The 25752-nt window shown below is 74.0% G+C and carries 21 protein-coding genes; 11 read left to right on the top strand and 10 right to left on the bottom strand.

The window, feature by feature from the left end; translation table 11 throughout:
- Window positions 1-15 precede the first annotated feature (15 nt).
- Together ACFQLX_RS20145 and ACFQLX_RS20140 are read right to left on the bottom strand one after the other, a co-directional pair.
- Window positions 16-714 (bottom strand): TetR family transcriptional regulator, encoded by a 699-nt coding sequence (locus ACFQLX_RS20145; RefSeq protein ID WP_386417133.1) that lies wholly within the window; start codon window positions 712-714, stop codon window positions 16-18.
- Window positions 711-1685 (bottom strand): acyl-CoA desaturase, encoded by a 975-nt coding sequence (locus ACFQLX_RS20140; RefSeq protein ID WP_386417131.1) that lies wholly within the window; start codon window positions 1683-1685, stop codon window positions 711-713. Before ACFQLX_RS20140 ends, ACFQLX_RS20145 begins: the two co-directional genes overlap by 4 nt.
- Window positions 1686-1941: 256 nt before the next feature.
- Here ACFQLX_RS20140 and ppc point away from each other — a divergent pair, with 256 nt between their 5' ends.
- From ppc to ACFQLX_RS20125, 3 genes are all read left to right on the top strand, one after another.
- Window positions 1942-4734, top strand: coding sequence for a phosphoenolpyruvate carboxylase (ppc, locus tag ACFQLX_RS20135; RefSeq protein ID WP_386417129.1), 2793 nt, complete (start codon window positions 1942-1944; stop codon window positions 4732-4734).
- A gap of 93 nt (window positions 4735-4827) precedes the next feature.
- A complete protein-coding gene (locus ACFQLX_RS20130; protein ID WP_386417127.1) occupies window positions 4828-5736 on the top strand; it encodes a 4-(cytidine 5'-diphospho)-2-C-methyl-D-erythritol kinase in 909 nt (302 codons plus the stop codon).
- A gap of 53 nt (window positions 5737-5789) precedes the next feature.
- Window positions 5790-7631 carry an ABC-F family ATP-binding cassette domain-containing protein gene (locus tag ACFQLX_RS20125; protein WP_386417125.1) on the top strand — a complete coding sequence of 614 codons (1842 nt, stop codon included), beginning with the start codon at window positions 5790-5792 and terminating at the stop codon, window positions 7629-7631.
- 69 nt (window positions 7632-7700) lie between these two features.
- On the opposite strand, the gene ACFQLX_RS20120 is transcribed toward ACFQLX_RS20125, so the two are convergent.
- On the bottom strand, window positions 7701-8663 hold the full coding sequence (locus ACFQLX_RS20120) for a helix-turn-helix transcriptional regulator (RefSeq protein ID WP_386417123.1): 963 nt from the start codon (window positions 8661-8663) through the stop codon (window positions 7701-7703).
- A 281-nt stretch (window positions 8664-8944) separates the two neighbouring features.
- On the opposite strand from ACFQLX_RS20120, the gene ACFQLX_RS20115 reads away from it, so the two are divergent.
- The 4 genes from ACFQLX_RS20115 to ACFQLX_RS20100 all read left to right on the top strand — a co-directional run bounded on the left by ACFQLX_RS20115 (window position 8945) and on the right by ACFQLX_RS20100 (window position 12927).
- Window positions 8945-9634, top strand: coding sequence for an alpha/beta fold hydrolase (locus ACFQLX_RS20115; protein ID WP_386417121.1), 690 nt, complete (start codon window positions 8945-8947; stop codon window positions 9632-9634).
- A gap of 167 nt (window positions 9635-9801) precedes the next feature.
- A complete protein-coding gene (locus tag ACFQLX_RS20110; RefSeq protein WP_386417119.1) occupies window positions 9802-11592 on the top strand; it encodes an aminotransferase class I/II-fold pyridoxal phosphate-dependent enzyme in 1791 nt (596 codons plus the stop codon).
- The gene (locus ACFQLX_RS20105; protein ID WP_386417117.1) at window positions 11589-12392 is read left to right on the top strand and encodes a phosphatidate cytidylyltransferase; all 804 of its coding nucleotides are present in this window, start codon (window positions 11589-11591) and stop codon (window positions 12390-12392) included. Before ACFQLX_RS20110 ends, ACFQLX_RS20105 begins: the two co-directional genes overlap by 4 nt.
- A 106-nt stretch (window positions 12393-12498) precedes the next feature.
- Window positions 12499-12927 (top strand): hypothetical protein, encoded by a 429-nt coding sequence (locus ACFQLX_RS20100; RefSeq protein WP_386417116.1) that lies wholly within the window; start codon window positions 12499-12501, stop codon window positions 12925-12927.
- Window positions 12928-12937: 10 nt separating this feature from the next.
- Here the strand turns inward: ACFQLX_RS20100 and ACFQLX_RS20095 are convergent, their stop codons facing one another.
- Together ACFQLX_RS20095 and ACFQLX_RS20090 are read right to left on the bottom strand one after the other, a co-directional pair.
- The gene (locus ACFQLX_RS20095; RefSeq protein ID WP_386417114.1) at window positions 12938-13279 is read right to left on the bottom strand and encodes a hypothetical protein; all 342 of its coding nucleotides are present in this window, start codon (window positions 13277-13279) and stop codon (window positions 12938-12940) included.
- 91 nt (window positions 13280-13370) lie between these two features.
- The gene (locus ACFQLX_RS20090) at window positions 13371-15041 is read right to left on the bottom strand and encodes a sodium:solute symporter family protein (protein ID WP_386417112.1); all 1671 of its coding nucleotides are present in this window, start codon (window positions 15039-15041) and stop codon (window positions 13371-13373) included.
- A 167-nt stretch (window positions 15042-15208) separates the two neighbouring features.
- Between ACFQLX_RS20090 and galT the strand changes: the two genes are divergently transcribed.
- From galT to ACFQLX_RS20070, 4 genes are all read left to right on the top strand, one after another.
- Window positions 15209-16315, top strand: a complete 1107-nt coding sequence (gene galT / locus ACFQLX_RS20085; RefSeq protein WP_386417110.1) for a galactose-1-phosphate uridylyltransferase — start codon at window positions 15209-15211, stop codon at window positions 16313-16315.
- The gene (galE, locus tag ACFQLX_RS20080) at window positions 16312-17274 is read left to right on the top strand and encodes a UDP-glucose 4-epimerase GalE (protein WP_386417109.1); all 963 of its coding nucleotides are present in this window, start codon (window positions 16312-16314) and stop codon (window positions 17272-17274) included. Before galT ends, galE begins: the two co-directional genes overlap by 4 nt.
- Complete coding sequence (gene galK, locus ACFQLX_RS20075; RefSeq protein ID WP_386417107.1) at window positions 17271-18479, top strand: galactokinase; 1209 nt, start codon at window positions 17271-17273, stop codon at window positions 18477-18479. Before galE ends, galK begins: the two co-directional genes overlap by 4 nt.
- A gap of 250 nt (window positions 18480-18729) precedes the next feature.
- On the top strand, window positions 18730-19542 hold the full coding sequence (locus ACFQLX_RS20070; protein ID WP_386417106.1) for a response regulator transcription factor: 813 nt from the start codon (window positions 18730-18732) through the stop codon (window positions 19540-19542).
- Between the two features lie 46 nt (window positions 19543-19588).
- Here ACFQLX_RS20070 and ACFQLX_RS20065 read toward each other — a convergent pair whose 3' ends face one another.
- From ACFQLX_RS20065 to ACFQLX_RS20045, 5 genes are all read right to left on the bottom strand, one after another.
- The gene (locus tag ACFQLX_RS20065; RefSeq protein ID WP_386417105.1) at window positions 19589-21088 is read right to left on the bottom strand and encodes an outer membrane protein assembly factor BamB family protein; all 1500 of its coding nucleotides are present in this window, start codon (window positions 21086-21088) and stop codon (window positions 19589-19591) included.
- Between the two features lie 427 nt (window positions 21089-21515).
- The gene (locus ACFQLX_RS20060) at window positions 21516-22208 is read right to left on the bottom strand and encodes a helix-turn-helix transcriptional regulator (RefSeq protein ID WP_386417103.1); all 693 of its coding nucleotides are present in this window, start codon (window positions 22206-22208) and stop codon (window positions 21516-21518) included.
- Window positions 22209-22535: 327 nt separating this feature from the next.
- On the bottom strand, window positions 22536-23405 hold the full coding sequence (gene rsmA, locus ACFQLX_RS20055; protein ID WP_386417101.1) for a 16S rRNA (adenine(1518)-N(6)/adenine(1519)-N(6))-dimethyltransferase RsmA: 870 nt from the start codon (window positions 23403-23405) through the stop codon (window positions 22536-22538).
- Window positions 23402-24568, bottom strand: a complete 1167-nt coding sequence (locus tag ACFQLX_RS20050; RefSeq protein WP_386417099.1) for a ubiquitin-like domain-containing protein — start codon at window positions 24566-24568, stop codon at window positions 23402-23404. Before ACFQLX_RS20050 ends, rsmA begins: the two co-directional genes overlap by 4 nt.
- 192 nt (window positions 24569-24760) lie before the next feature.
- Entirely contained in the window at window positions 24761-25672 is a 912-nt protein-coding gene (locus tag ACFQLX_RS20045; protein ID WP_386417098.1) for a TatD family hydrolase, read from the bottom strand.
- Between the last annotated feature and the right edge of the window lie 80 nt (window positions 25673-25752).

Genomic DNA, 25752 nt, shown 5'->3' with positions numbered 1-25752 from the left:
ACGAACAGCGGCGTCTCACGCCTTGCGATGCCCTATCAGGCGGGGCTTCTCCTCCATGCCGTCCAGGCCGTTCCACGCCAGGTTCACCAGGTGCGCGGCGACCTCCGCCTTCTTCGGCCTGCGCACGTCCAGCCACCACTGGCCGGTCAGGGCCACCATGCCGACCAGCGCCTGCGCGTACAGCGGCGCCAGCTTGGCGTCGAAGCCGCGGGTCTTGAACTCCAGGCCCAGGATGTCCTCGACCTGGGTGGCGATGTCGGAGATCAGCGAGGCGAAGGAGCCGTGCGACTGGGCGACCGGGGAGTCGCGCACCAGGATGCGGAAGCCGTCGGCGTACTGCTCGATGTAGTCCAGCAGCGCGAACGCGGCCTGCTCCAGCAGCTCACGCGGGTGCCCGGCGGTCAGCGCGCCGGTGACCATCTCCAGCAGCTGGCGCATCTCGCGGTCCACCACGACCGCGTAGAGGCCCTCCTTGCCGCCGAAGTGCTCGTAGACCACCGGCTTGGAGACGCCGGCCTTCGCCGCGATCTCCTCCACCGACGTGCCCTCGAAGCCGCGCTCGGCGAAGATCGTGCGGCCGACCTGCACCAGCTGCTCGCGCCGCTCCTTCCCGGTCATCCGGGTACGGCGGGCGCGCCGCGGGGGCTTCGCGGAAACGATCGGAGGGGTCTCGCTCTCGGGAGCGGTGCTGTCGCCGGCCACGAGGACCATCATGCCGTCTCGGCCGCCGGCTCCTTGCGCCGGGCTTCCACCCGCTCCTGCGAGGGCCAGCGCACGTCGTAGGCCCAGCCGAGCTTCTCGAAGACGCGGATGATCCGCGCCGAGGAGTCGAGCTGGCCGCGCAGCACGCCGTGGCGCGCGGAGGTGGGGTCGGAGTGGTGGAGGTTGTGCCAGGACTCGCCGCCGGAGAGGATCGCCAGCCACCAGACGTTGCCCGAGCGGTCGCGGGACTTGAAGGGGCGCTTGCCCACCGCGTGGCAGATGGAGTTGATCGACCAGGTCACGTGGTGCAGCAGCGCCACGCGGACCAGCGAGGCCCAGAAGAAGGCGGTGACCGCGCCCTGCCAGGACCAGGTGGCCAGGCCGCCGATGACCGCGGGCAGCGCCAGGGAGAAGATCGTCCACCCGAGGAACTGGCGCGAGATGACGCGGATCGCCGGGTCCTTCACCAGGTCGGGGGCGTACTTCTCCTGCGAGGTCTGCTCCTCGTCGAACATCCAGGCGATGTGCGCCCACCACAGGCCCTTCATCAGCGCCGGGACGCTCTCGCCGTACTTCCACGGGGAGTGCGGGTCGCCCTCGGCGTCGGAGAAGCGGTGGTGCTTGCGGTGGTCCGCCACCCAGCGCACCACCGGGCCCTCGACGGCCATCGAGCCCATGATCGCCAGGGCGATCCGCAGCGGGCGCTTGGCCTTGAAGGAGCCGTGGGTGAAGTAGCGGTGGAAACCGATCGTCACACCGTGCAGGCCCAGGAAGTACATGAAGGCCATCAGCCCGAGGTCGAGCCAGCTCACACCCCAGCCCCAGGCCAGCGGCACGGCGGCGGCCAGGGCGAGGAACGGCACGACGATGAAGGCCAGCAGTGCGCCCTGCTCCACCGAGCCCTTCTTCTCGCCACCCAGGGTGGCCGAGACGGATGCGGCGGCTCCGGGAGCCTTGTCGATCACATCGGAGGTAGTCGGCATTGACATCCTTCTGGACTTGCTGTGGGGGTCTTCGGAACCGGGTCTCACCTGGGGGATCACCCCAAGCTACGGAACCGTAAGCTACGGCTGCGTAAGTATGGCACGCCTAATCGGGCCATACCAGAGGCGTGCCCCGTCGCGGGGGCGTCCACACGGTGGACGTGCCCCGCCGTTCCCCCGCGGGGGCTGCATATCCTGGTGCCCGTCGGACAGTGCGGTCCGCGCACGTACTGCAAGCCCCCGCAAGGAGCCCTTCGTGACCAGTGCCGATAGCCGCGACGTCGCCGAGACCCCGGGGGGGACCGCCGAGTCCGCGGGCGCCTCCCCCGCACTGCGCGCCGACATCCGCAGGCTGGGCGATCTGCTCGGCGAGACGCTCGTGCGGCAGGAGGGCCCCGAGCTGCTCGACCTGGTCGAGCAGGTGCGCGCCCTCACCCGCAGCGACGGCGAGGCCGCCGCCGAGCTGCTCTCCGACATCGACCTGGAGACGGCCGCCAAGCTCGTCCGGGCCTTCTCCACCTACTTCCACCTGGCCAACGTCACCGAACAGGTCCACCGCGGCCGGGAGTTCCGCGAGCGGCGCCTGTCCGAGGGCGGGGCGCTCAGCCGCACCGCCGACATGCTGAAGGACGCCGACCCCGAGCACCTGGCGCAGACGGCGGCGCACCTGGGCGTGCGCCCGGTGTTCACCGCGCATCCCACGGAGGCCGCGCGGCGGTCCGTACTGACCAAGCTGCGCGAGGTCGCCGAGCTGCTGGACAGTGCGGAAGGGGGCGGGCGCCATGGGGTATCCCCTGCTCGAAGAGCTTGGGGACGCGTGGACCGGCGTCTCGCGGAGAGCGTCGACCTGATCTGGCAGACCGACGAGCTGCGGGTGGTGCGCCCCGAGCCCGTCGACGAGGCCCGCAACGCCATCTACTACCTGGACGAGCTGAGCCGCGGCGCGGTCGCCGAGGTGCTGGAGGACCTGGCCGCCGAGCTGGAGCGGGCCGGGGTCCAACTGCCGCCGCAGACGCGGGCGCTGAGCTTCGGCACCTGGATCGGCGGCGACCGCGACGGCAACCCCAACGTCACCCCGCAGGTCACCTGGGACGTGCTGATGCTGCAGCACGAGTACGGCATCACCCAGGCGCTGCGCCAGGTCGACGAGCTGCGCTCGGCGCTCTCCAGCTCCCTGCGCAACTGCGGCGCCACCGAGTCGCTGCTGGACTCCCTGCAGCGCGACCTGGAGCTGCTGCCGGAGATCAGCCCCCGCTACAAGCGGCTCAACGCCGAGGAGCCCTACCGGCTGAAGGCCACCTGCATCCGCCAGAAGCTCCTCAACACCCGCACCCGCCTCGCGGAGGGCCTGGCCCACGTACCCGGCCGCGACTACCTCGGCACCGGCGAACTGCTGGACGACCTGCGGCTGATGCAGTCCTCGCTGCGCGCGCACCGCGGCGAGCTGATCGCCGACGGGCGCCTGGAGCGGATCATCCGCACCATCTCCGCCTTCGGCCTGCAGCTGGCCACCATGGACGTACGCGAGCACGCCGACGCCCACCACCACGCCCTCGGCCAGCTCTTCGACCGGCTGGGCGAGGAGTCCTGGCGCTACGCGGACATGCCGCGCGAGTACCGCCAGGGCCTGCTGGCCAAGGAGCTGCGCTCACGCCGCCCCCTCGCCCCCCACCCCGCACCGCTGGACGCCGCCGGGGAGAAGACCCTGGGCGTCTTCGAGACGGTCGGCCGGGCGATGGCGACCTTCGGACCCGAGGTCATCGAGTCGTACATCATCTCCATGTGCCAGGGCGCCGACGACGTCTTCGCCGCGGCGGTGCTGGCGCGCGAGGCGGGACTGATCGACCTGCACGCGGGCTGGGCGAAGATCGGCATCGTGCCGCTGCTGGAGACCACCGACGAGCTGCGCATCGCCGACGAGCTGCTGGACGCGATGCTCTCCGACCCCTCCTACCGGCGGCTGGTCTCGCTGCGCGGGGACGTGCAGGAGGTCATGCTCGGCTACTCCGACTCCTCGAAGTTCGGCGGCATCACCACCTCGCAGTGGGAGATCCACCGCGCCCAGCGCCGGCTGCGCGACGTGGCGCACCGCCACGGGGTGCGGCTGCGGCTCTTCCACGGCCGCGGCGGCACGGTCGGGCGCGGCGGCGGCCCCTCGCACGACGCGATCCTGGCGCAGCCCTGGGGCACCCTGGAGGGCGAGATCAAGGTCACCGAGCAGGGCGAGGTGATCTCGGACAAGTACCTGGTGCCGTCGCTGGCGCGGGAGAACCTGGAGCTGACGGTCGCCGCCACGCTGCAGGCCTCCGCGCTGCACACCGCGCCGCGCCAGTCGGCCGAGGCGCTGGCGCGCTGGGACGCGGCGATGGACGTGGTCTCCGACGCGGCGCACGGGGCGTACCGGGCGCTGGTGGAGGACCCGGACCTGCCGGCGTACTTCTTCGCCTCGACGCCGGTGGACCAGCTCGCCGACCTGCACCTGGGCTCGCGGCCCTCGCGCCGGCCGGACTCGGGCGCGGGTCTTGACGGGCTGCGGGCGATTCCGTGGGTGTTCGGCTGGACGCAGTCGCGGCAGATCGTGCCGGGCTGGTTCGGGGTGGGCTCGGGGCTGCGGGCGGCGCGCGAGGCGGGGCTGTCGCCGGTGCTGGACGAGGCGTACGGCAGCTGGCACTTCTTCCGCAACTTCCTGTCCAACGTGGAGATGACCCTCGCCAAGACGGATCTGCGCATCGCGCGGCACTACGTGGAGACGCTCGTCCCCGAGGAGTTGTGGCACGTCTTCTCCGTGATCGAGGAGGAGTACGCGCTGACGGTGGCGGAGCTGCTGGCGATCACCGGTGAGAAGGACCTGCTGGACGCCAGCCCGGTGCTGAAGCAGACCTTCCGGATCCGCGACGCCTATCTGGACCCGATCTCGTATCTGCAGGTCACACTCCTGGACCGGCAGCGGCGGGCAGCCGCGGCGGGCGAGGAGCCCGATCCGCTGCTGGGGCGGGCGCTGCTGCTGACGGTCAACGGCGTGGCGGCGGGGATGCGCAACACCGGCTGACGCCGGGGGCGGGACGGCGGGCGGTGTCCTGTGCATGAGAATGGGGGCGCCGCCCGCTTTCGTTCAGCCGAGTCGTACGAGGAGAGCCCGCCCGTGCCGCAGTCCGTCACCGTCCGTGTGCCCGCCAAGGTCAACGTCCAGCTCGCCGTGGGAGCCGCGCGCCCCGACGGCTTCCACGACCTGGCGAACGTCTTCCTGGCGGTGGGGCTCTACGACGAGGTGACCGCGACCCCCGCCGGGGACCTGCGGATCACGGTGTCGGGGGCGGACGCGGCGCTGGTCCCCCTGGACGCCACGAACCTCGCGGCCCGCGCGGCGCGCGCGCTGGCCGCCCGCCACGGCCGCGAGCCCGGCGTCCACCTGCACATCGCCAAGGACATCCCCGTGGCCGGCGGCATGGCGGGCGGCAGCGCGGACGCGGCGGCGGCGCTGGTGGCCTGCGACGCGCTGTGGGGAACGGGGGCCTCGCGGGCGGAGCTGCTGGAGATCTGCGCCGAGCTGGGCAGCGACGTGCCGTTCTCGCTGGTCGGCGGGGCGGCGCTGGGTACGGGGCGCGGGGAGAGGCTGGCGGAGCTGGCGGTGGGCGGGGAGTTCCACTGGGTGTTCGCGGCGGCGGACGGGGGGCTGTCCACCCCGGCGGTCTACGCGGAGTTCGACCGCCTCACGCCGGCCGCCCCCGTACCCGAGGCGTCCCCGGCGCTGCTGGCGGCGCTGCGTACGGGCGACGCGGCGGCGCTGGCCGCGAGCGTGGCCAACGACCTCCAGCCCGCCGCCCTGTCCCTGCGCCCCTCCCTGGCGGACACCCTGCGTACCGGCGAGGAGGCGGGCGCCCTGGCGGCCCTGGTCTCGGGCTCGGGCCCCACGACGGCGTTCCTGGCGAAGGACGCGGCGGCGGCGACGGCGATCGCGGCGACGCTGAACGCCTCGGGCACCTGCCGCACGGCCCGGGTGGCGCTCTCCCCGGCGCCGGGGGCGGGGGTGGTGGGGCAGCGGGGGGCGTAGCGCGTGGGAGTGGCGCTTACCCTGGACCCCTGTACAGCAGCAACGGGAGTGTGATGGCCGCCAATCTGGTCAACGTCGAATCGGTCGGCAAGGTCTACGGGACGAGGGCCCTGCTCGACGGTGTCTCCCTCGGGGTCAACGAGGGGGACCGGATCGGCGTCGTCGGGCGCAACGGCGACGGCAAGACCACCCTCATCCGGATGCTCGCCAAGCTGGAGGAGGCCGACACCGGGCGCGTGACGCACTCCGGGGGGCTGCGGCTGGGGGTGCTGACCCAGCACGACTCCCTCGATCCGGCGGCGACCGTGCGCCAGGAGGTCATCGGCGACCTCGCCGACCACGAGTGGGCCGGCAACGCCAAGGTCCGCGACGTGCTGACCGGGCTCTTCGGCGGCCTGGACCTGCCGGGCTTCCCCGCCGGCCTGGACACCGTGATCGGCCCGCTCTCCGGCGGCGAGCGCCGCCGGATCGCGCTGGCGAAGCTGCTCATCGGCGAGCCGGACCTGATCGTGCTGGACGAGCCGACCAACCACCTCGACGTCGAGGGCATCTCCTGGCTGGCCCGCCACCTGCGCGAGCGCCGCTCCGCGCTGGTCTGCGTCACCCACGACCGCTGGTTCCTCGACCAGGTCTGCACCCGCATGTGGGACATCCAGCGCGGCGACGTCTTCGAGTACGAGGGCGGCTACTCCGACTACGTCTTCGCCCGCGCCGAGCGCGAGCGCATCGCCGCCACGGAGGAGTCCAAGCGCCAGAACCTGGTCCGCAAGGAGCTGGCCTGGCTGCGCCGCGGCGCCCCGGCCCGTACGAGCAAGCCGCGCTTCCGGGTGGAGGCGGCCAACGCGCTCATCGCCGACGTGCCGCCGCCGCGCGACACCGCCGAGCTGATGAAGTTCGCCAACTCCCGGCTGGGCAAGACCGTCTTCGAGCTGGAGGACGTCACCGTCCAGGCCGGCGACAAGCTGCTGCTCAAGCACCTGACCTGGCAGCTCGGCCCCGGCGACCGCGTCGGCCTGGTCGGCGTCAACGGCGCCGGCAAGACCTCCCTGCTGCGCGCCCTGGAGCGCGCCGCCCGCAGCGGCGGCGAGGAGCAGCCCGCCGCCGGAACGGTCAAGGTCGGCAAGACCGTGAAGCTGGCCTACCTCTCCCAGGAGGTCGCCGAGCTGGACCCGGCGCTGCGGGTGGTGGAGGCCGTCGCGCAGGTGCGCGAGCGCGTCGACCTGGGCAAGGGGCGGGAGATGACCGCCGGGCAGCTGTGCGAGAAGTTCGGCTTCACGAAGGAGAAGCAGTGGACGCCGGTCGGCGACCTCTCCGGCGGTGAGCGCCGCCGGCTGCAGATCCTGCGGCTGCTGATGGACGAGCCCAACGTCCTCTTCCTCGACGAGCCCACCAACGACCTCGACATCGAGACCCTGACCCAGCTGGAGGACCTCCTCGACGGCTGGCCCGGCTCGATGATCGTCATCAGCCACGACCGCTTCTTCGTGGAGCGCACCACCGACCGCGTCTTCGCGCTGCTGGGCGACGCGACGCTGCGGATGCTGCCGCGCGGGATCGACGAGTACCTGGAGCGGCGGGCGAACCGGCGCGGGCAGGACCGCCCGGCCGCGTCCGCCGCTGCCGCGTCCGCCGGTGCCGCGTCCTCCGGTGGTACGAGCACCTCCGCCGCCCCGCAGCGCTCGGCGACCGACCAGCGCGCGGCGAAGAAGGAGCTGCAGCGCATCGAGCGCCAACTCGACAAGCTCACCGGCCAGGAGGCCAAGCTGCACGCCGAGATGGCCGAACACGCCACGGACTTCGGCCGCGTCGCCGACCTGGACGCGAAACTGCGCGAACTGGCGGGTCAGCGCGAGGAGTTGGAGCTGCGCTGGCTGGAGCTGGCGGAGGACGCCTGAGCGGGGCGGCTCAGGGGTGGGCTGCCCAGGGGTGGGCTGCCCAGGTGCGGGCTGCCCAGGTGCGGTCGCTCAGGGGCCGTCCGCGACGGCGGCGGTGAGGCGCCGCGCCGTCGCGGCCACCGCGGCGCGCAGCTCGGGCCCGCCCTCGACGCGGAACGCGTGGGGCACCCTGGCCAGCCACTCCTGCGCGTACATCGCGGGGTTGCGGGTGCTGCCGGTGAGCAGGCACCCGTCCCCGTACTCCACCAGGCGCCCCATCGGGGGCTGGATCCACGGCGCGACCTTCGGCAGCGGCGCGTGGAAGACGACCCGGGTGGGGAACTGCCAGCCGGTACCGAGGTGCTGCTCCAGTACGGCGACGGGGTCGAGGTCCGCGGGCGGTGTGAAGCCGTGCGGTGTCTGCTCGACGGTGCTGATCCGGTCGACGCGGTAGGTGCGTACGGCGTCCGAGCGGTGGGAGTGGCACAGCAGGTACCAGCGGGCGTGGCGGACGACGACCGCCCACGGATCCGCCTCGGCCTCCCAACTGCTGCCCGACTCACCGCGGTAGGCGATGCGCACCCGCCGCCGGGCCGCGCCGGCGGCGACGAGCGCGCTGGTCACGGCCGGGTCGGGGCGGGCCGCGGAGCGGTCGGGGGCGGCCGCCGCGTGGGCGCGTAGCGCCGCCGCCTCGCGGCCGACGTGCTCCGGGAGGGCGCGGACGACCTTGTCCAGGGCGGCGCCGACCGGATCGCCGGCCTCGGCCGCCGCCGGCTGGCCGTCGAGGACCGCCATGACCAGGCCCAGTGCCTCGGTCTGCGTGAACAGGACCGGGGGCAGGCGCATGGCGCGCCCGAGCCGGTAGCCGCCGTGCGGGCCGCGGACCGACTGCACGGGTATGTCGGCCTCGCGCAGGATCGCGACGTAGCGGCGGGCGGCCCGCTCGGTGACGCCGAGCCGCGCGGCGAGGTCGGCGGCGGTCGTGCCGGGCCGGTCCCGCAGGATCTGGAGGGTGCGCAGGGCGCGGGCGGTGGGGCTGAGGTCGGTCGGCATCCGAGAAGGCTAGGGCCTGTCTGGAGTTCCCCGCCGTCCGTGCGGAGCACGGGCGTCGCGGTGGTCGGTATGTGCTCTGGGCGTGCCGGGCGCCGGGGCGCAGGCGGGGAACTCCAGACAGGCCCTGGAAGGCGCCGCCGCAATGCGGCAGTGGATCGTCCGCAATGGGTCCTACGGTGGCGGGTGGGCCGGGGACTCCGTACGGGACCGGTCCGTGCCGGCCGGCGGCCTCACGGCCGTACGGCCTCACGACATGTCGACCTCACGAGGGAGAACTCACCGTGGACATCCTGCTCATCGGCGGCCTGTGGCTGAACTCGACCGTCTGGGACGGTGTTTCCGCCGAGCTGCGGCGGCTCGGGCACCGGCCGGTGGCGCTGACGCTCCCGGGCCAGGGGGACGGCGCGGTGTCCGCCACCCTCGACGACCAGCTGGCGGCGGTACTGGCGGCGGTGGACGCGGCGGACGGCCGGCCCCTGGTGGTGGGGCACTCCGCCGCCTGCACGCTGGCGTGGCTGGCCGCCGACCGACGGCCCGACCGGCTGGCGGGGGTGGCCCTGATAGGCGGGTTCCCGTACGACGACGGGCAGACGTACGCCGAGTTCTTCCCGATCGAGGACGGCGTCATGCCGTTCCCCGGCTGGGGTCCCTTCGAGGGGCCGGACGCCGCCGACCTCGACGAGGAGGCCCGGGCCGCGATCGCGGCGGCCGCGGTCCCGGTCCCGGAGGGCGTGGCGCGCGCGGTGGTGCGGCTCGCGGACGAGCGGCGCTACGACGTGCCGGTCGTGGTGGTGTGCCCCGAGTTCACGCCCGCGCAGGCCCGGAAGTGGATGGACGCCGGCGATGTGCCGGCGCTGGCCCGGGCCGGGCACGTGGACTTCGCCGACATCGACTCCGGACACTGGCCGATGGCCACCCGGCCGGCGGAGCTGGCCCGGATCCTGGCCGCGGCAGCGGATCGCGTGAACTGACCGATCGGCACGGTGGGTTCGGACCGCGGCACCTACTCACGTACTCGTACTCATGTACGGCATCGGGGCGCCCCCGACGATGTATCCACGACGCGAACCTCCGGTGAGGAAGCGGCGGACGGCCATCCCAGACGCCCCCGTGGGCCCCCTTGCCGAAAGAGGCATGCATGAGTCGCGACCTGCACCTGCGCGCTGCCACTCCCGAAGACCTGCGCTGGATCCACGAGTTGAGGCACCGCGTGTACGCCGAGGAGCTCGGCCAGCACGCGGTGCGACCGGAGCAGCGGCTGTCCGACGCACTGGACGGCGGCAACGTCTACCTCGTCGCGGCCCGGGGGCCCGTCCGCATGGGCTTCGTCAGTCTGACCCCGCCGTGGCTGGGCCGCTACGGCCTGGACAACCACCTCACCCGCGACGAACTGCCGCTGCTGGCCGAGGGGTTCGAGAGGGGGGTCTTCGAGATACGCATCCTCACCGTGGAGCCCCGCTGGCGCGGCACCGCGGTCGCGCCCCTGCTGATGTACGCGGCCCTGCGCTGGATCTCCTCCCGGGGCGGCCGCACGGTGGTGGCGATGGGCCGTAGCGAACTGCTCGACATGTACCTCGCGGTCGGCCTGCGGCCCGTCGGACGCACCGTCCGCAGCGGCGCGGTGTCCTTCGAGGTGCTGACCGGCGAGGTGGCCGCGCTGACGCGGGTCGCCGCCACCCGCTACCGCGCCGTCCTGGAGCGGTTCGCCTCCCTGGTCGACTGGCGGTTGGACATGGAGCGGGCGCCCGGGGCGGACGGCTGCGAGCACGGCGGCGCCTCCTTCACCGCCGTCGGAACGGACTTCCGCACCCTGCACCGGCGCCACGAGGTGGTCGCCGCCGATGTGCTGGACGCCTGGTTCGCGCCCGCGCCGGGGGTGGGTGCGGCGCTCGCGGAGGACCCGGCCTGGTCGGCCAGGACCTCGCCGCCCACCGGCGCGGAGGGCCTGCTGTCGGAGGTCTCGGCGGCCCGGGGGCTGCCGGTGGAGGCGCTCGTGGCGGGGGCCGGTTCCTCGGACCTGATCTTCCGGGCGTTCGGCCGGTGGCTGACCCCGCGGAGCCGGGTGCTGCTGCTGGACCCGGGGTACGGCGAGTACGCCCACGTCACCGAGCGCGTGATCGGATGCCGGGTGGACCGCTTCCCGCTGCGCCGCGGGGAGGGGTGGCGGATCGATTTCGCCCGGCTGGCCGCGGTCGTCGGGGCGGGCGGCTACGACCTGGTGGTCGTGGTCAACCCGAACAACCCGACCGGACGCCACGCCTCCGCCGCCGCACTGCGCGCCCTGATCGAGGGCGCCCCGGCCACGACCCGCTGGTGGATCGACGAGGCGTACCTCGGCTACGTGGACCTGGCGGAGTCGCTCGCCCCGCTGGCCGCGGTGGACCCGCGGGTCGTGGTCTGCACCTCGCTGTCCAAGATGTACGCGCTGTCGGGCGTGCGGGCGGCCTTCCTGGTGGCCGAGCCCGCCACCGCCGCGCTGCTGCGCCGCTGGACGCCGCCCTGGGCGGTGAGCCTCCCCGCGCAGCTCGCCGCCGTGGCCGCCCTGCGCGACCCCGCGTACTACCACTCCCGCTGGCTGCGCACCCACACCCTGCGCCGCCGGCTGGCCGCCGACCTCGCCCGGGTGGCGGACACCGCCGTGGTCGAGGAGGGCGTCGCGAACTTCCTCACCGTCACGCTGCCCCACGACGGACCGAGCGCCGCCCGCCTGGTGCGCGAGTGCCGCCGCCACGACGTCTACCTGCGCGACCTGTCGCCCCTCTCACCGCAGTACGAGGGGCGTACCGTGCGCGTCGCGGTCCGGGACACGGCGGAGAACGCACGCATCGTGGCGGCGTACGAAGCCGCGCTGGCGGTGCTGCGCCCCGGCCCGCCCCCGCGGCGGTCCGCCGGTGTCCCGGCCGAGGCCGCCGCAGGCCACGCCCGGTGATCAGCGTCCCCTCCCTCGCGCCCCTCCTCGGCGGGGCGCTGGCCCTCGGCGGGATCGCCACCGCGCTCTCCGGGCGCCGGGACCTGATGGTGCGCTGGTGCTGCTGGGCGCTCGCGGTGCCCCTGGTCGTCGGAGCATTCTGGTGGGGCGCTCCGGGGGTGACGGCCCTCGCGCTCGTGGTCGGGGCGGTCGCGGTGATGGAGTTCGGCGCCCTGACGGGTCTGCCCCGCACGGACCGGGCGGTCCTGGCCGCGGCCGTCTGCGGCGTGGTGCTGACCTCCTGGCTGGCCCCCGGGCACGAGGTGCGGGCGGTGGCGGCCGGCGCGCTGGCCGTCGCCGCGGTCCCGCTGCTGGCCGGCGACCGCGTCCACGGTCTGCGCCGGCTCGGGGCCGGTCTGCTCGGGCTGGTCTGGCTGAGCGTGCTGGCCGCCCTGGCCCCGCTCGGCGCGACGGCGCTCGCCCTGTTCGCCGCCGTCTCGGTGGGCGACATCGCCGCGTACGTCGCCGGTCAACGGCTGGGCGGGCCACGCCTGTCACCGCTCTCCCCGGCCAAGCGGTGGAGCGGCACCCTCTGCGGTGCGGCGGCCGCGCTCGGCGTGCTCGCCGCACTGTCCGCGCTGAGCGTGCCGACGGCGGTCGCGGTGGTGGTCGGCGCCCCGGCGGGGGACCTCCTGGAGTCCATGGTCAAGCGGGGAGCACGGGCGAAGGACTCCGCCCACTGGCTGGCCGGCTCCGGGGGCCTGCTCGACCGGATCGACTCACTCCTCCTCGCCCTGGCCGCCGTGCTGCTGCTGTCCTGACCGGAGGCCGGGCGCACCACGGCGGCCGAGCAGGAGACCCGGCCGCGCAGGCGGCAACGCCGGTGGCCCATCCGGCTGTTGGCGGGCCTCCTCTATGCTCACGCCCATGCCAGTGATCATTCTTCTGATTGTCGGGTTCCTCGCGGGCAGCTGCCTGGGGGGCTTCCTGGTCCGGCGGCGGGCCGCGCGGGTCGCCGCGTTCTTCGTCGGCGGGCGGTCGCTGGAGCTGGTCTGCTACGCCGCCCGCGAAGGGGGGCCCTGGGTCAAGGGCCGGCTGCGCCTGGCGGCCGACTGGTCGTGGGAGTGGGAGCCCCGGGGGTCCGGCGGGGCGCCGGGCCTCCCGGCCGGAATGCGGCTCCAGGGGGTGCGGCACCGGACCGCGGGCGACGGGCGGTCGGTGCCCCAGCAGGGGATCGCCCTCCAGTACGTCACCAGTGCGGGCGAGCACATCGGCGTCATGACGATCCCCGACCACCTCCCCTACGTCCACCGCGCCCTCGAACTCGGCGCCCCGGCCGCCTCGGACGTGGTCTGAGGCGGTCGGCTCAGTGCGCGTCCGGGCGCTCGGCCGCCGCCGCCAGTTCCTGTGCCGTCGGCGGGACCACCGGGCGCAGCCACTGCCAGAGCAGGAAGACGGCGCCCAGGGCCAGCATCGCCAGGCCCGTCCAGAGGTTGATGTTGACGTCCTGGGCCTTGGCCAGCTCCGCGTCGGTGGGGTCGATGCCCATCGCGGTGACGATGATCCCGTAGACGACGAAGAGGGCGCCGATGATGCGGCGGATGTCGAAGAGGCGGGCGGCGGAGGCGGATTGGGCCTCCAGTTCCTCGATCTCGTGGGCGAGGGCCGCCGCGTCGCTCTTGGGGCGGTGGGGCTTGTCGGGGGTCATGGGGTCTCCCTGGCGGTTCGGGGGCTCTTACACGGTTCTCGTACGGGCGTCGCGTGCGGGGGGCGTACGGGCGTCGCGTACGGCGGCTGCGTCAGGAGAACGGGATGTAGCAGAGCCCCGCCAGGATCACCGCGCCCCAGCCCAGCAGCGCCGGCTTGCGGTACCAGGCGTTGTCGCCGTGCGCGGGCGGCTCGGCCATCCCCGGCGAGACGGTCCCGTACACCAGGCCCTGCAGCTCGCTGACGGGCTTGGGCCTGGTGGCCATCGAGACCAGCCCGATCACCACCGCGCCGGCGACGAAGGCGACGATCGAGGAGACGAAGTTCGCGCCCTGGTCGGAGGGGATGGAGATGATGTCCTGCTTGTAGAAGACGAAGTAGTTGAGCATCGCCGCGACCGTGCCCGCCAGCAGGCCCCAGAAGCCGGCCTGCGGGGTCATCCGCTTCCAGAACATGCCGATGATGAAGACGCAGAACAGCGGCACGTTGAAGAAGCTGAAGAGGGTCTGCAGGTAGTTCATGATGTTGCTGAAGGTGGAGGCGATGAACGCCGTCCCCATTCCGATGACCACGCCGACCACGGTGGTCCAGCGGCCGACCAGCAGGTAGTGCGCGTCGCTCTGGCCGGGCTTGAGGTAGGGGCGCCAGATGTCGTTGGTGAAGACGACGTTGAAGGACGAGACGTTCGCCGCCATCCCCGCCATGAACGCCGCCAGCAGGCCGGTGACCGCGATGCCCAGCACGCCGTTGGGCAGCAGGTCGCGCATCAGGACCGGGATGGCGTCGTTGTAGTCCAGGCCGCTGCCCTCCTTGCCCAGGTCGGGCTCCATGACCAGGGCGATCAGGCCGGGGAGGACCACGATCGCGGGGATGAAGATCTTCGGGTACGCGGCGATCAGCGGGGTGCGCTGGGCGGCGGAGAGGTTCTTGGCGGAGAGGGCGCGCTGCACCTCGGCGAAGTTCGTCGTCCAGTAGCCGAAGCTCATCACGAAGCCCAGACCCAGCACGATCGTCAGCCAGTTGGCGCCCAGCGGGTTGGGGTCGCCGATGCCGGTGCCGCCCCAGGCGGTGAGGAAGTCGTCGCCCTTGGCCCCGGTGATCTTGTCGCTGAGGCCGCTCCAGCCGCCGACGTGCTTCATGCCCAGCACGGTGAGCGGGATCAGCGCGGCGAGGATGACGAAGAACTGCAGCACCTCGTTGTAGATGGCCGAGGACAGGCCGCCCAGGGTGATGTACGCCAGGACGAAGAAGCCGGCGACCACGATGGCGACCCACTGCTGCCAGCCGAGCAGCGCCTCCAGGACGATCGCCATCGCGTAGAGGTTCACGCCCGCGATCAGCACCGCGGAGACGGCGAAGATGAGGGAGCTGAGCAGGTGCGAGGAGGGGCCGAAGCGGTGCAGCAGGAACTCCGGCACCGAGCGGACCTTGGAGCCGTAGTAGAACGGCATCATCACCAGGCCGAGGAAGACCATGGCGGGGATGGCGCCGATCCAGTACCAGTTGACGGTGTAGACGCCGTACTGGGCGCCGTTGGCCGCCATGCCCAGGATCTCCGTCGCGCCCAGGTTGGCCGCGATGAACGCCAGGCCCGTGATCCAGGCCGGCAGCGAGCGTCCGGAGAGGAAGAAGTCGAGGCTGGTCTTCACGCTGCGGCGGGCCATGAAGCCGATGCCGAGCACGACCAGGAAGTAGATGACGAGGATCAGGTAGTCGAGCCCGTTGACGGGCAGACGCAGTCCTTCGGCCGCAAGGGGGGTCATGGCGGAAGGCTGCCTTATAAAATGTCTTGTATGAGGGATTTGCCCTCGGGTGGAGTAGCCCGGCCCCGGGTCGCGGTGAATCGCGGGGCGGGCGGCGGGCGTTGACCCGCCTGTTGACCTGTGGTTGATTGTGTTGGAATCTGTGCGAACCCCGGGAAGAGGCGTCGGTGAAGAAGACCTCCGTACGGCTGGCCGACGGCCGCGAACTGATCTACTACGACGCCGGCGAGGGAGCGCCGGTCCGCGACGCCGTGGACCGGCGCTCCCTCCCGCCGGCGGCCACCTCCTCCCAGGCCCGCTTCGACCCGCTGCTGCGCGAGTGGGTCGTCATCGCCTCGCACCGCCAGGGCCGCACCCATCTGCCGCCCGCCGACGAGTGCCCGCTGTGCCCCTCCCGCGAGGGCCGCCTCAGCGAGATCCCGGCGGCGGACTACGAGGTCGCCGTCTTCGAGAACCGCTTCCCCTCCCTGACCGGCGCCCCCGCCGGCCTCTCCGGCGACGGGGGCGCCCTGCTGCCCCGGATGCCGGGGGCCGGGCGCTGCGAGGTCGTCTGCTTCACCTCCGACCACCACACCTCCTTCGCCGACCTCAGCGAGGAGCGGGCGGCGCTGGTGCTGGCGGCGTGGACGGACCGCACGGCGGAGCTGTCGCGGCTGCCCGGGGTGGAGCAGGTCTTCTGCTTCGAGAACCGGGGCGAGGAGATCGGCGTGACCCTCGGCCACCCGCACGGGCAGATCTACGCCTACCCCTTCACCACCCCGCGCACCGCGCGGATGCTGGACTCGGTGGCGGCGTACGGCGCGGCGCACCCGGGCGCCAACCTCTTCGGCGAGCTGCTGGCCGCCGAGCGCGCCGACGGCTCGCGGATCGTGCTGGACACCGCGCACTGGACGGCGTTCGTCCCGCACGCCGCGCACTGGCCGTACGAGGTGCACCTCTACCCCAGGCAGCGCGCGGCCGACCTGACGGAGCTGGACGACAAGGCGCGCGAGGAGTTCCCGGCCGTCTACCTGGAGCTGCTGCGGCGCTTCGACCGGATCTTCGACGAGGGCGCCGGGCAGCCCCCCACCCCGTACGTCGCCGCCTGGCACCAGGCGCCCGTACACGACGTGCGGCGCGGGGAGTTCGCCCTGCACCTGGAGCTGTTCACCGTCCGGCGGACCGCGGCGAAGCTGAAGTATCTGGCAGGCTCTGAGTCCGCGATGGATGTTTTCGTCAACGATGTGCCGCCGGAGCAGGCGGCCGCACGGCTTCGAGAGGTGGCGTCTGCATGAAGTACCTGGTGACCGGTGGGGCGGGCTATGTCGGCGGGGTGGTCGCGGCGCGGCTGCTGGAGGCCGGGCACACGGTGACCGTGCTGGACGACCTCTCGACGGGCTTCCGCGACGGGGTGCCGGCCGGCGCGGAGTTCGTCGAGGGGCGCGTGCAGGACGCGGCGCGCTACCTGGACGGCTCGTACGACGGTGTGCTGCACTTCGCGGCCTGCTCGCAGGTCGGCGAGTCGGTGACGGACCCGGGGAAGTACTGGCGCAACAACGTCGGCGGCAGCATCGAGCTGCTGGCGGCGATGCGCGAGGCGGGCGTGGGCAGGCTGGTGTTCTCCTCCACGGCCGCCGTCTACGGGGAGCCGGTCTCGGTGCCGATCACGGAGGACGCGGCGACCGTCCCGACCAACCCCTACGGCGCCTCCAAGCTGGCCGTCGACCAGATGATCGCCGGCGAGTGCGCGGCGCACGGGCTGGCGGCGGTCTCGCTGCGGTACTTCAACGTCGCCGGCGCCTACGGCCCGCAGGGCGAGCGCCACGACCCCGAGTCGCACCTCATCCCGCTGGTGCTGCGGGTGGCGCTGGGCGAGCGCGAGGCGATCTCGGTCTACGGGGACGACTACCCGACGCCCGACGGCACCTGCGTGCGCGACTACATCCACGTCGCCGACCTGGCCGAGGCGCACCTGCTCGCCCTGGACGCGGCCGTCCCCGGCGAGCACCTGGTCTGCAACCTCGGCAACGGCAACGGCTTCTCCGTCCGCGAGGTCGTCGACGCCGCCCGCGAGGTCACCGGGCACCCGGTCCCGGCCGTCACGGCGCCCCGGCGCGGCGGCGACCCGGCGGTGCTGGTGGCCTCCGCGCAGGCCGCGCGCGAGCGGCTGGGGTGGGAGCCGCGCCGCACCGACCTGGGCGGGATCATCGCGGACGCCTGGGAGTTCGCGCGCAAGAGCAGGGTCGCCGGATGAGCGGGTGGGAGGGCCCTGAGAGCCCTGAGAGCCCTGAGGGCGATGCCGCACGGGCCGCGGCGGGCTTCCGCGAGGTCTACGGGGCCGGGCCCGACGGGGTGTGGGCGGCGCCCGGCCGGGTCAACCTGATCGGGGAGCACACCGACTACAACGACGGTTTCGTACTGCCGCTCGCCCTCCCGCACCGCACCCTGGCCGCCGCCCGCCGCCGCGACGACGGGGTGCTGCGGCTGCACTCGGCGGGGGTGGCGGGCGGCGTGGTCGAACTGCGTGTCGAGGAGCTGGCGCCGGGGACCCCCGGTGACGGGGGCGACGGCTGGGCCGCGTATCCGGCCGGGGTGGCCTGGGCGCTGCGCGAGGCGGGGCTGCCGGTCGGCGGGGCCGACCTGCACGTCGTGAGCGACGTGCCCACGGGGGCGGGACTGTCCTCCTCCGCCGCGCTGGAGGTGGCCACCGCCTGCGCGCTGGACGGGCTGTACGGGCTCGGGCAGAGCGGTGAGCAGCTGGCGCGGCTGAGCCGGACCGCCGAGAACGACTTCGTCGGCGTGCCCTGCGGGATCATGGACCAGACGGCCTCCGCCTGCTGCACCGCCGGGCACGTCCTGCACCTCGACACCCGCGATCTGAGCCGCCGCCACGTCCCCTTCGACCCGGCGGCCGAGGAGCTGGCGCTGCTGGTCGTGGACACCCGCGTGCAGCACTCCCTGGGCGACGGCGCCTACGCCGAGCGCCGGGCGGCCTGCGAGGAGGGCGCCCGGCTGCTGGGCGTCCCGGCGCTGCGGGACGTGCCCTACGGGGAGTTGGACGCCGCGCTCGCCCGGATCGCCGATCCGGTGGTACGGGCCAGGGTGCGCCACGTCGTCACCGAGAACCGGCGGGTGGCGCAGGCCGTCGAGCTGCTGGAGAGCGGCCGCGTACGGGAGCTCGGGCCGCTGCTGCTGGCCGGGCACGCCTCCCTGCGGGACGATTTCGCGGTCTCCTGCCCGGAGTTGGACCTGGTGGTGGAGTCGGCGACGGCGGCCGGGGCGCTGGGGGCGCGGATGACGGGCGGCGGCTTCGGCGGCTCGGCGATCGTCCTGGCGCAGGCCCCGCAGGCGCCGGCGGTGCGCGCGGCGGTGGAGAAGGCGTTCGAGGCGGAGGGCCTGCGCCCGCCGCGCGTCTTCGAGGCGGTGGCGGGGGCCGGAGCGCACCGGATGTATCCATGACAGCGCATTCCGTGCCGGAGTTTTCGGCAATGGGCTTCCCAACGGCGGCAACGGCCCTACGCTGAAATCACAGCGCCGGTGGGGGCCGGTGCTGATCAGGGGGCGAGACAGTGAGGTGCGACGCCCGGGTGCCGGAGTCCCGTCAGGGCCGACCCGGCCTGTCGGCGGCGGCCGGCAGGCACACGGTCTCCGGCGGCCCGGGCGTCGCGCTTCACCGAGACGCTCGTTGCCGAACTGGGGGTGGACCTCCGTGGCCCGTATCCGTGTACTGGTGGTGGACGATCACCGCATCTTCGCCGAGTCCCTGGCCGCCGCGCTCGCGGCCGAGTCCGATATCGACGTGATGGCCGTGGGCAGCGGCCAGGCGGCGCTGCGCATGCTGCACCGGGCGGCGGCGGAGGGGCGGCGCTTCGACGTGCTGCTGGCCGACGCCGAGACACGCGAGACCTCGCCCGGCAGCGGCGAGCAGCCGGGCGCTCCGTTCAACGGGGCGGCGGGGCAGGGTGCTTCGGGACCGGCTGCCCCGGCGTCCGGCGTGCCCGCTCAGGGTGGCGGCCCGCTGCCCGGGATCTCCCTGGTCGCGCAGGCCCGCGCGGACCATCCGGGGACGCGGATCGTGGTGCTCGCCGGGCGGGACGACCCGCGCCGGGCCGCCGCCGCGCTGCAGGCCGGGGCCTCGGGCTGGGTCGCCAAGGACTGCTCGCTGCAGCGGCTGCTCGCGGTGATCCGCGGGGTGCTGCGCGACGAGACGCATCTGCCGCCGGCGCTTCTCACGGGCGTCCTGCGCGAGTTGACGGCGGCCCGCCGGCATCGCACGGAGAGCGAGGAGCTGGTCGAGTCCCTCACGCCGCGCGAGCGCGAGGTGCTGCGCTGCATGGTCGCCGGGCTGGGCCGCAAGGCGGTCGCCGAGCGGCTCTACCTCTCCCCGCACACCGTGCGCACCCACATGCAGAACGTGCTGGGCAAACTCGGCGTGCACTCCACGCTGGCGGCCGTGGCACTGGCCCGCAAGGCCGGGGTGGGCCCGGTGGACCTGAGCGAGCCGGTGACGCTGTCGTCGTAGGGCCTGTCCGGGCGCTGCGGTCAGTCGCTGCGATCAGTTGCTGCGGTCAGTCGCTGCCGTAAGCGAGGAGCAGGTAGCGCTCCGGGCCGCTGTAGGAGCGGGTGGATATCCGGCTGCTGCCCATGTAGAGCCGCCCGTAGGCGAAGATCGCCTGGTCGCGCTCGGGGCTGAGCTGATTGGCGATGTCCTTCTGGGAGTCGGGCAGGCGCAGCCAGACCTCACGGCTGCCGTCGGTGGTGTCGATGGCCACCACGCTGCCGGACTCCTTGTACGTCGGCGTCAGATAGGCCAGCAGCTTCCCGCCCGCCGTCCGCAGCGGCAGGATGGTGCGGCCGTTCCCCGCGTCGTACTTGGCACCCGCCCTGCCCGTCCCCAGGTCGAAGGCGACGATCTCGTTGGTCCTGCCGTCGCCGGTGGGGGAGTTGTGCTCGGCCGAGGGCAGGTAGACGTGCGAGTCGTCCACGGCGAAGGTCCGGCAGGACTCGATCGGGTCGAAGCTGCAGTGGGGCTCGTACTGGGTGGCGTCGCTGGAGTGGGCGGCGGTGCCCAGGGAGATCCGGGCGCGCAGCCGCCCCTGGCCGTCGAGGCTGAGGAGGTCCGTGGTGCGGGACGCCTCGCCCAGGGTGAGGCCGATGACCGTCGGCTCGGTGGAGAGCACCTGTGCGTAGCGCGTGCCGTTGGGCAGGCGGTAACTCCACACCGGCTGCTTGGTGTTGATGTCGACCTTCTCCACCCGCAGCTGCGGCTTGCTGTAGTCCCCGCAGCGCACGACGGCGATCAGCGCCGCCCCGCCCGCGAAGCCGTCCTCGCTGCAGTTGGCACCGGGCTGGGACTGCCAGAGCGGCTCGCCGCCGGAGAGCCTCCAGGCGATGGCGCCGCCCGTACCGCCGGCCGCGACCGCGCCGCCGCCGACGGTGACCTGGTCGAGGTTGAGCGGCTGGTCGCCGTCCGTCCCGGCGTCCTGCCACAGCTTGCGGCCGGTGCCCAGGTCGATGAGGGCGACCTGGGAGCAGGGCGGATAGTCGCTCTTGTGCTTCGGCCTGCGCTCGCGGAAGGCGACGGCCGTCCTGCCGTCCGCACTGGCGTGCGGCGCGGCCGCGCAGATCTCGCCGGGGAGCTTCAGCCGCCACTTCTCCGCGCCGCTGACGCTGTCGTAGCCGGCCACCGCGTAGGGCTCGCCCTTGGCGACGATCCGCTCCGTCACCCACAGGCCGTGCGCCCCGAGCGTGCTGTCGCCGCCGAGGTCGGGCTGGCGCGTGCCGATGAGCTGGCCGCCCTTGACGGAGGCGGGCTTGGCGTCCGCCTCGGCGGTCCGCCCGGCGGCGGGGCCGGCGGGCGCTTCGTCCGCGGTGAGATACCAGGCGGTGGCGCCCGAGCCGGCGACGAGGAGCACGGCGAGGACGAGGCTGACGAGGATCGCCGCCCGCTCCCGGGCCGAGCGCCCCCGGGGCGCCCCCTGCTCGAAGGGCTCGCGGAGGGGCGCGGCGGCCGGCGCGGGGAAGGAGCCCTGCGGCAGGACGCCCGGCGGCGTACCGAACGCGGGCAAACCGGAGGGCGGACCGGGCGTGGGCCCGGCATACGGCGGCGGCCCGAACCCCCCGCCGGGCGGCGGCTGGTGGGGCGGCTGAGGTCCCGTCACGATTCCCCCCGGTCGGCGGTCAGCTGGATCTGGGGCCTGTCAGGAAACTCCGGACAGGCCCTTAGAGGCTGTTGCCGAACCCCCGTCTGCGCCCCGACGCCCGGTGCGCACTCTCGCCGCACCCCGTCGCAGGACAGGTGGCTCCTTCCCCAAGCTCTCAACTTCGTTCGAGCAGGGGATGCCCCATTCATGACCTGCGACGGCGCACGCCGAGAGCACGCACCGACCGCCGCTGCGCCCGCGCTTCGCGCGGACGACGGGGGTTCGGCAACAGCCTCTAACGTTTTACCATCGCCCACCGACAGGCCGCGCCCCGCGTCCGGCGTACCCGACCTCACACCCGCTGCCCCGGTGCTCCTACCGGGACAACTGCCCGCTCCAGCAGGCCCGTACGTGCCGCGAGGGCCGCCGCCTCCAGGCGCGAGCCGACCCCCAGTTTCATCAGCACCCGCTGGACGTGGGTGCGGGCCGTGGACGGCGCGATGCCCATCCCGGCGGCGATCAGCCGGGTGTCGTCGCCCTCCGCCACCCGTACCAGCACCTCCACCTCGCGCGGCGTGAGCATCTCCAGCAGCCGCGCCCCCTCGTCGTCCGGAGCGGCGGCCGGGTTGAGCAGCTCCGCGAAGGCGCCCCGCAGCAGCTGCGGCGCCACCGCCGCCTCGCCCGCGCGGGCCTTGACCATGGCCCGCTCGACGCCCTCGATGCGCTCGTCGTGCCGTACGTAGCCCGAGGCGCCCGCCGCGAACGCCGCCGCGATACCGCGCGGGGAGGGCACCGGCCCCAGCACCACCACCGCGATCTGCGGACGCTCCCGCTTGATCCGCGCCACCGGGTCGAAGGCCCCCGGCGCCGCGGGCGCGGCCGTACCCAGCAGGCAGACCTCGGGAGAGCGGCTGATCACCAGCTCCGCCGCGCCCGCCGCCGGCGCCGTCGCGGCCAGCACCCGGTGCCCGCGCAGCTTCAGCGCGGAGGCCAGCGCCTCCGCGAGCAGCCGGTGGTCGTCGACCACGATCAGCCGGACAGCCATGAGCGTCCCCTCCCCCAGTCCAGCAGCCGCCGACCCCGCCCCGCGCGCCGCCGACGCGTCCTCCCCGACCACCCGGCACCCCTCCGGGGTCCTGCCCCCGGAACGTACCGCCTTACCCGCCGGAAGCCTCCCGGAACACCGAAATCCCCGCCAGAGCACGGAACTTCGTCACGAGGTGCGCAAAAGGAGCGTTCCGCGGGACAGTGCGGACGGCGTCCGCTTCGGGCACCCACCCTCGGTGACTGCCCCGCGACACGCCGGGTACACCTGACCGGGCGGCCCCCAGTCCACCAGGTGGCGCCCCGCGGCGCACCGGGTTCCTGACGATCAGTCCCGGGCCGGCCCGTGCTCCGCGATCCGCGCGAAGTCCTCCACCGTCAGCGCCTCGCCCCGCGCCTGCGGCGAGACGCCCGCCGCGACGAGCGCCGCCTCGGCGGCGGCGGGCGAGCCCGCCCAGCCCGACAGCGCCGAGCGCAGGGTCTTGCGGCGCTGCGCGAAGGCCGCGTCGACCACCGCGAAGACCTCCTTCTTCGCGGCGGTGGTCTTCGGCGGTTCGCGGCGTACGAGGGAGACCAGGCCGGAGTCGACGTTGGGCGCCGGCCAGAAGACGTTGCGCCCGATCGACCCGGCGCGCCTGACGTCGGCGTACCAGGCGGCCTTCACCGACGGCACCCCGTAGACCTTCGAGCCGGGCGGCGCGGCGAGGCGGTCGGCGACCTCCGCCTGCACCATCACCAGCGTGCGCTCGATGGTGGGGAAGGCCGCCAGCATGTGCAGCAGCACGGGCACGGCGACGTTGTACGGCAGGTTCGCCACCAGCGCGGTCGGCGCCGGCCCGGGCAGCTCGGTCACCCGCATGGCGTCCGCGTGGACCAGCTCGAAGGCGTCGGCCTTCGCCGGCAGGCGGGCGGCGACCGTCGCGGGGAGGGCCGCCGCCAGCACGTCGTCGATCTCCACCGCCGTCACCGCCCGCGCCGCCTCCAGCAGCGCGAGGGTGAGCGAGCCGAGCCCGGGGCCGACCTCCACCACCACGTCCTCGGGGCGGACGCCGGCGGTGCGCACGATGCGCCGCACCGTGTTGGCGTCGATGACGAAGTTCTGGCCGCGCTGCTTGGTGGGACGTACGCCCAGCGCGGCGGCCAGCTCGCGGATGTCGGCGGGGCCCAGCAGGGGGCCGTCGGTGGCAGGTGAACTCACCCGTACAGATTACGGCCGCAGACCGGCCACGGCGCCGCCCCCCGCTGCTGGTAGAGCTTCTGGGCCCGGTAGGTCTGCTCGGCGGCGGAGGCGTCCTGGGGCCGGCCGCTGCCGCCGACGCCCTGCCAGGTGCGCAGGTCGAACTGGTAGAGGCCGCCGTACGTCCCCGTCGCGTCGGTGGCGCCGGGCCGGCCGCCGGACTCGCAGGCGGCGAGGGAGGCCCAGTTCAGGCCGCCTGTCCCGGGGACGGCTCCGGCCGGCGCGGCGGCGGGGGCGCTGGGCCTGGTGCCGACGCGGACGATCTGCGGCCGGGCGGCGCGCAGGATCCGTACGTCCAGGCGCTCGTGGCTGCGGCGGACGCTCTCGCCGGTCACCGTGCGGGTGCGGTACGTGATGCGCCGCGCGCCCTCGCGTCCGGCCTGCTCCACCACCCGGGTGCCGTCGGCCAGGGAGGGGTCGCGGCGGGTGACCACCTCGTAGGGGACGGCCTCGATCCGGGTGCCCTCGCGGGTGCGTACCCGCTCGACCTCGACGCGCATCCCGTCGCGGGGGAAGGAGCCCAGCGGGCGCGAGACGGTGTCCTCGCCGCCCAGGCGCACGCCCGCCTGCCGCAGCAGCTCGGCGACGGTGGCCGCGCGGGTGCGCAGGCGGCGCTCCTCGCCGGCGACGACCAGCACGGCGTCGCGTTCGGTGTGGACGTCCAGCTTCAGCCCGTCGCGGCCGATGGCGGAGGAGCGCGAGGCGGAGACGTACGCCCCCTCGGCGCGTTCGCGCATCAGCCGGCTGAGGGCCTCGTCGACGGTGCGGGCGGTGGTCCACACGGTGCGGCGGCGGCCGTCGACGGTGAGGACCAGCGGGCGCGCGTGGCGGACGGTGATCTCGTCGCCGTGGCGCAGTTCGGCGTGGGGGGCCGGGCGGACCTCGTCGCGGGCGCCGGTGTCGACGCCGTCCGCCTCCAGCAGCTCGGCGACGGTGTCGACGTGCGTGTAGACGGTGCGCGGCTTCCCGTCGACCTCCAGGGTGACGCGCTTGCCGTCGGCGACGAAGGCGGAGGTGCCGCCTGCCAGCGTGGCCACGACGAGGGCCTGCGGCAGCAGGCGGGTGACGCGCCGGCGGCGCCGGCTGTCACGCGCGGCACGTTCGGCACGGGCCTGCTGCCGCACTGCGGTGCGGGTCCCGTCCGCGGGAACGGGGGCGGTTGCGGTACTGCTGCCATGCGCGGGAGGCATCGTGCTCCAGTCGTCCGGGGGCAGTTGCGGTCCGGCCCGGGGCACGGGGGCTCCGGGCGGACGGGCCGCGGACGCTAGCGGGCGGATCCCGCGCCGCAAAACCGTTGTGTCACTCCCGGTGACGGATCATTGCGCCGGACGGCCCCCGGCGCCGTAGCCGAACGCCCGCGCCGTGTTGGCGGCCACGGCCGCGGCCAGCACGTCTTCCGCCACGTCCTTGATCGCCGCCATCGCCCGCAGTGTGACCGGAATCAGGTAGGGCGCGTTAGGCCGTCCGCGGTACGGCGCGGGGGTCAGGAAGGGCGCGTCGGTCTCCACGAGGAGCAGCTCCGGCGGGGCCGCGGCGAGGGCGTCGCGCAGCGGCTGGGCGTTCTTGAAGGTGATGTTCCCGGCGAAGGACATGAAATAGCCCTTCTCGGCGCAGATCCGGGCCATCTCGGCGTCGCCCGAGTAGCAGTGGAAGACGGTCCGCTCGGGGGCGCCCTCCTCCGCCAGCACCCGCAGGACGTCCGCGTGGGCCTCCCGGTCGTGGATCACCAGCGCCTTGCCGTGCCGCTTGGCGATGTCGATGTGCCGGCGGAAGGACAGCTCCTGCACGGCCACGCCCTCCGGGCCGGTGCGGAAGTAGTCCAGTCCCGTCTCGCCGACCGCCTTGACGTGCTCCAGCGCCGCCAGCGCGTCGATCTCGGCGAGCGCCTCCTCCAGCGCCGCCGTGCCGCCGGGGGTACGGGCGTCCTGGCGCGACCACCCGTCGGGGTCGCCGTGGACGATGCGGGGGGCCTCGTTGGGGTGCAGGGCGACGGCCGCCCAGACCGCGTCGTGCGCGGCGGCGGTCTCGGCGGCCCAGCGCGAGCCCTTCACGTCGCAGCCGACCTGCACCACGGTCGTCACGCCCACGGCGGCGGCCTTCGCCAGCGCCTCCCCGACACTGCCCTGCTGCATGTCCAGGTGGGTGTGGGAGTCCGCGACGGCGACCCGCAGCGGCTCGGGCGGGGGCGGCGGGGCGGACTTGTCGGTACTCGGGTCGCTCTTGGCCATACGCCGATGCTATTCGGCGGGTCCGCGGGCGCGGGCGGGCCCCTCAGTGGGCGGCTCAGGGGAGCGGCTCAGTGGGGGCG

This window comes from Streptomyces polyrhachis (assembly GCF_042663125.1).
Classification (GTDB): domain Bacteria; phylum Actinomycetota; class Actinomycetes; order Streptomycetales; family Streptomycetaceae; genus Streptomyces; species Streptomyces polyrhachii.
Note: the sequence above shows the minus strand (reverse complement) of the source record. Positions and strands in the feature narration are given on the sequence as shown.